The organism is Polaromonas sp. P1_E1_2 (genome assembly GCF_056406035.1).
The window spans coordinates 1-4,908 of the sequence record NZ_JBFUAZ010000302.1 but is presented as its reverse complement, the minus strand read 5'-3'; the positions used below and the strand labels follow the sequence as shown (position 1 = coordinate 4,908).

Here is a 4,908-nt window from a genome sequence, read left to right as displayed (position 1 = left end):
GGCTTTCCGGCTCTGCATTGCCGGGCGATCGCGCCTGCACCCGCGTGCCACCGTCAAAACGGACGTCGCCGCCAAGCAGCCGTGCCTGGGCGCCTGTCACGGTGAAACCGCGTTCGCTCACGGTCACAACGCCCTTGAGTTTTGTCAGCGCTGGGGTATCCAGGCCAAATTGCAGGTCATTGCCGGGCAGAGTGACGGTTCCTTCCACCCGGGATTTATCGATCGTGTGGATAGGCAAGTCCAGCCGGAACCGGTATTCGCCCGTTCCGGCCGCAACCGCCTTGGCCAGCACATGATTGGTCATGCYGGCAACCGGGGACTGGTTGACGAACCCCAGCGCATCAGCAAGCGGCCCCTTGAGGTGTGTGTTCACCTCGACAGTGGTGTCATGGGTCAKGTCAGGGATACGTGCATTACCCTTGACCAGCTGCAAACCCGGCAGGCCATTGACCTTGCCGGTGACGTCGTTGACCTCAAGTGCCGCATGGTTAAACACCAGTTCGCCGTTGAGTTCAGTCAAGGCCGGCCACCCCGCCGCTCCGGCCGGCTGTATGGATTTGGGCACATAGGCATAGTGCCCATTCCGCACCTTGGCGGTCACCCGGAAGTCCCCTTGCGCCGGGTTGGTGAAAGGCAATTGCGCCAGCGGTCCCTTGACCTTGAACTTCACGTCGCTGACCTGGCCTTGCACGACCGCGTCACGCACATAGTGGCGCACCCGGTCCGGCAATACCAGCGGCAAATAACGGTGTACCCGCTCGCCATCACCGCGGCTCAAAACGCCCTGCAGATCCAGCACACCCGGGAATCGGGGATCTGCTGCATCTCCGGCAGGCGGCTTGCCGGAAACCACATCGTCGGTATGCCATGCGGCTTGCGCTTCTCCCTGCGCGTCGGCATTGGCAAATCGCAGGTTGTTCAGCTGCGCTTCGATTTTCCGGCCCGCAAACTTCCATTGCGTCTCGGCGGAAAGCTGGTCAAACGGCACCAGCGAATCCTCAAACACGCCCGGCAGGTCGAGCGAGCCGTTGAGTATCTTGACCCCGGCCCGTCCACCCGCTTGCGTCAGGTCAAAGTCAATGGTGGCGCCGCTGATTCCCGGCCTGCCAGGCTTGGGATGCACTGACGCTGGGCTGGGCGGTGCGGGCAGGGCAGCAATACTCAGCCCGGCGACGCGTCCTTTTGCGGCGTAGGCGGCAGGGGCATCCAGCGGTCCCTGCCAGCGAGCCTCAACGCTTTCGACCAGTCCCTTCGGGGCAAATGAAGCGATCAGCCCATGGACGGGAGCATCAAGCGGCAGGCGATTGGCAATCTGTGCGAGCGCTGCAAGATCGAGCTTGTCTGCCTTGAGTTCGGTGTGCTGCGCAACGCCGGCCTCGTCCCCTGTGTGCACCAGCGCCACGTTGCCGCCTGGCCACTGCAGGCCGTCGCGGGTACGAAAGCGCAGGCCTTCGGTATTGAAATCAAAACCATTGGTACGCTGACCGCCACCCACACGCCCGGCGACAAAATCAAAGGCCAAAGGCTGCAGCTTGGCACCCAGACGGGCGTCTACATCCTGCAACGCCACATCGGCCGTGCCGCCAGTCACCCGGCCCTGGGAAATATCTGCCCAAGCGCGAAGCGCGCCATTCCCGCGTGTCAGCTCAATGCCCAGTGCGTCCAGGTTGAGGTACGGTTTGATGCGGGACGCATCCACCCGGTCGAACCCGGCAAATAGCTGGCCTGTCCAGGCATCAAAATCACCGGCGCTGCTTGACAGCAGCGATTGGCGGAATATGCCCCTGACAGTGAAACGGTCACCCCATTCTGCAGGGGGTGTGGCATCCAGGCGCATGAGGTGGCGCCGCCGCGTATTGCGCATCACCCAGTCAACCTGCGTCAACGCCAGGGGTGGTGCCGGATTCATTTCATCTGTCCAGCGCACGGTGCCGCCTCGCATGACAAACTCGGTCTGCGAGAAGAACCAGTCGGCAGCGGCGCTCTCGCCGGCCGCCCGGTCCTGCGAAACATCGAGGCCGCCGACATAGATCTTTCCGTCAGCGGTTCGCCGTATGTCCAGCTCGGGCTTGTCGATGTAAAGCTGCTCGAAGCCCAACCCCCAGATCGAAGAGGCGGACAGGGCGCCGAGAATCACCGGCAGCCGCAGGGCCTCGCGCCCCTGGGCGTCGAGCAGGGTCACGTCGCGCAACTCGAACGACGGAATCATCCCTTGGGAATGTGCGGTGATTCCACCAATGCGAACAGGCACCCCCAAAGCCTTGCTGGCCTCTATTTCCAGGCGCGGACGAAACTCCCCGATTCGCGGCACAATCCAGCCATGCAGCACGAACCAGGTCAGGCCAAAGAGCACCCAGGCCGTGGCAACAAGCCACAGCAACACGCGCAGGGTAAGAGCAAGCCATCGCAGTCGTTGCGGCGGCGGGGTAGGCAGGCTGGGGATCGTTGGCTCCATTGACATGAGAATTATGACCGCCGGGGCCAGCGTTCGCCCGGCAGTGAACCATGAAGTTTTGTGAAGTAGTGTGATGACCGTCGCTCAAACCGCCTGCCCTGATACCTTACTCGCCGCTGGGCCGGCCGCGTCGGACTATTCACGGTTCGTTCAGCGCATCCGCCGCCGCTACGCTGATCAACTCCTCCTCCTGCCTGCGGGCGCCCCCGTGCGCGCCGCCATGCAGGTCGCGCTGGACGCGCTGCTGGCGCAGGGCATGGCGACAGGCGCGGCGCTTCGGGTGCTTCGCCAGCTGGTCATGGAAAGGCTGGTGGTGCTCGACTGTGACGGCGCCCTCGAAAGCCAGGCCCCGCTTGCCGTAGTGACCTGCGCCATGACCGAGCTGGCCGAGCTGGCCCTGGATGTCGCCATGCGCGAGTCGGGAGCCGAACTTGACGGGCTGCATGGCGCACCGCAAGGCCCCGACGGGGAGCGTGCCCGGATGTGGGTTGTGGGCATGGGCAAGCTGGGTGCGCGTGAACTCAACGTTTCCAGCGACATCGACCTCATCTATGTCTACGACCACGACGGCGAAACCCGGGGGCGCAGCGATGGCCGCGGGCAGATATCCAACCACGAGTACTTCGCGCACCAGGTCAAAGCCGTCTTCAGCCTGATTGGTGATGCCACGGAGCATGGTTTTGTGTTTCGGGTGGACCTGGCGCTCCGGCCCAACGGAAGCTCCGGGCCGGCGGCCACTTCACTGAGCGCGCTTGAGGAGTATTTCCAGGCACAGGGTCGTGAATGGGAACGCTTTGCCTGGCTCAAGAGCCGGGTGGTGGCGCCGCTTGAATGCGTGCAGGACGGCTCGGCGCAGGCCCTGCGCGGCTCCGTGCTGCCCTTCGTGTTCAGGCGCTACCTTGACTACAACGTCTTCGATGCGCTGCGCACCTTGCACCGGCAAATCCGCGAGCATGCCGCCAAGCGCTGCGCCGGCCACCCGGAGCGGGCCAACGACGTGAAGATGTCGCGCGGCGGCATTCGCGAAATTGAATTCACCGTGCAATTGCTCCAGGTGGTGCGCGGCGGACAGTTTCCCGAGCTGCGTACCCGTCCCACGGTCGACGCCTTGCAGCGCGTGGCACGCGCGGGCCTGATGCTGCAGGAAACCGCCGATGCGCTGGCACGCGCCTATGATTTTCTTCGCCGCGTGGAGCATCGCATCCAGTACCTCGATGACCAGCAGACCCATGTCCTGCCCACGCGTGATGACGACCTGGCGTGGATCGCAGAAACGCTGGGCTACAGCAATTGCTGCTTCTTCCTCAGCGAACTCGACACCCACCGGGAGCTGGTGGCCGGGGAATTCGACAAACTGCTGGGCGGCAAGCCCGACTGCAAAGGCTGCGGCAAAACGGCCAAGGCGGCGCCGCAGCAGCTCGAAGACGTGCTGGAGCAATTGTCGGAACAATGGCCGGAACAGTTTCGCGCCCGCCTGGCGCTGTGGCGCCAGCACCCCAGGGTGCTGGCCCTGCGCGAAGATTCCCGCGCCCGCCTGGCGCGGCTGGTGCAGCGCACCGCCGCCTGGCTGGCGGAAGGCACGGTCACCGAGGAAGCGGCTGTGCGCATCATCGACTGGATAGAGCCGCTCCTGAGGCGGGAGAGCTACCTGGCGCTGCTGCTGGAACGGCCCGCGGTGCATGAGCGCCTGCTGCGCCTGCTGGGGGCCGCCAAATGGCCCGCGCGCTACCTGCTACAGCACCCCGGCGTCATTGATGAACTGGCCAGCGACGAGCTGCTCAAGGAACGCTTTGACGGCACGGCCTTCGCGCGGGACCTGCAACAGCGCCTGGCCGCGCTCAGGAGCACCGGCGAGGACGACGAGGAAACCTGCCTGAACCTGCTGCGCCGCGCCCATCATGCGGAAGTGTTCCGCACCCTGGCGCGCGATCTGGAAGACGTACTCACCGTCGAGCAGGTGGCCGATGATCTGACGGCTCTCGCCGAAGCGGTGCTGAGCATCACCACCGACTGGTGCTGGCAGCGCCTGAAGAACCGGCACCGTGAAACACCGCAGTTCGCCATCATTGCCTACGGCAAACTGGGCGGCAAAGAACTGGGTTACGGCAGCGATCTCGACATCGTGTTCGTCTATGAGGACGATGACGAGCGGGCCCCCGAAGTCTATGCGGCATTTGTGCGCAAGCTGATCAACTGGTTGTCCATCAAGACCGGCGAAGGCGACCTGTTTGAAATCGATACCGCTTTGCGCCCCAACGGCAATTCAGGCTTGCTGGTCACCAGTTTTGAGGCCTATACCCGCTACCAGCAGCAGCGCGGCAGCAATACCGCCTGGACCTGGGAACACCAGGCCATGACACGTGCGCGCTTCGTGTTGGGTGACGAGTCGCTGCGCCTGCGGTTTGACGAAGTCCGGCAGACCGTCATCACCGCTCCGCGCGACATCGTTGCGC

General features: G+C 64.1%; 2 protein-coding genes. One reads left to right on the top strand and one right to left on the bottom strand.

Annotated elements, in window-relative coordinates; translation table 11 throughout:
• The coding region (locus tag AC1D1P_RS14190) for a YhdP family phospholipid transporter (protein ID WP_477673432.1) at positions 1-2,455 on the bottom strand (2,455 nt) is incomplete at its 3' end.
• 73 nt (positions 2,456-2,528) lie between these two features.
• Between AC1D1P_RS14190 and glnE the strand changes: the two genes are divergently transcribed.
• A partial coding sequence (gene glnE, locus AC1D1P_RS14185; protein ID WP_477673431.1) for a bifunctional [glutamate--ammonia ligase]-adenylyl-L-tyrosine phosphorylase/[glutamate--ammonia-ligase] adenylyltransferase occupies positions 2,529-4,908 on the top strand: 2,380 nt, incomplete at its 3' end.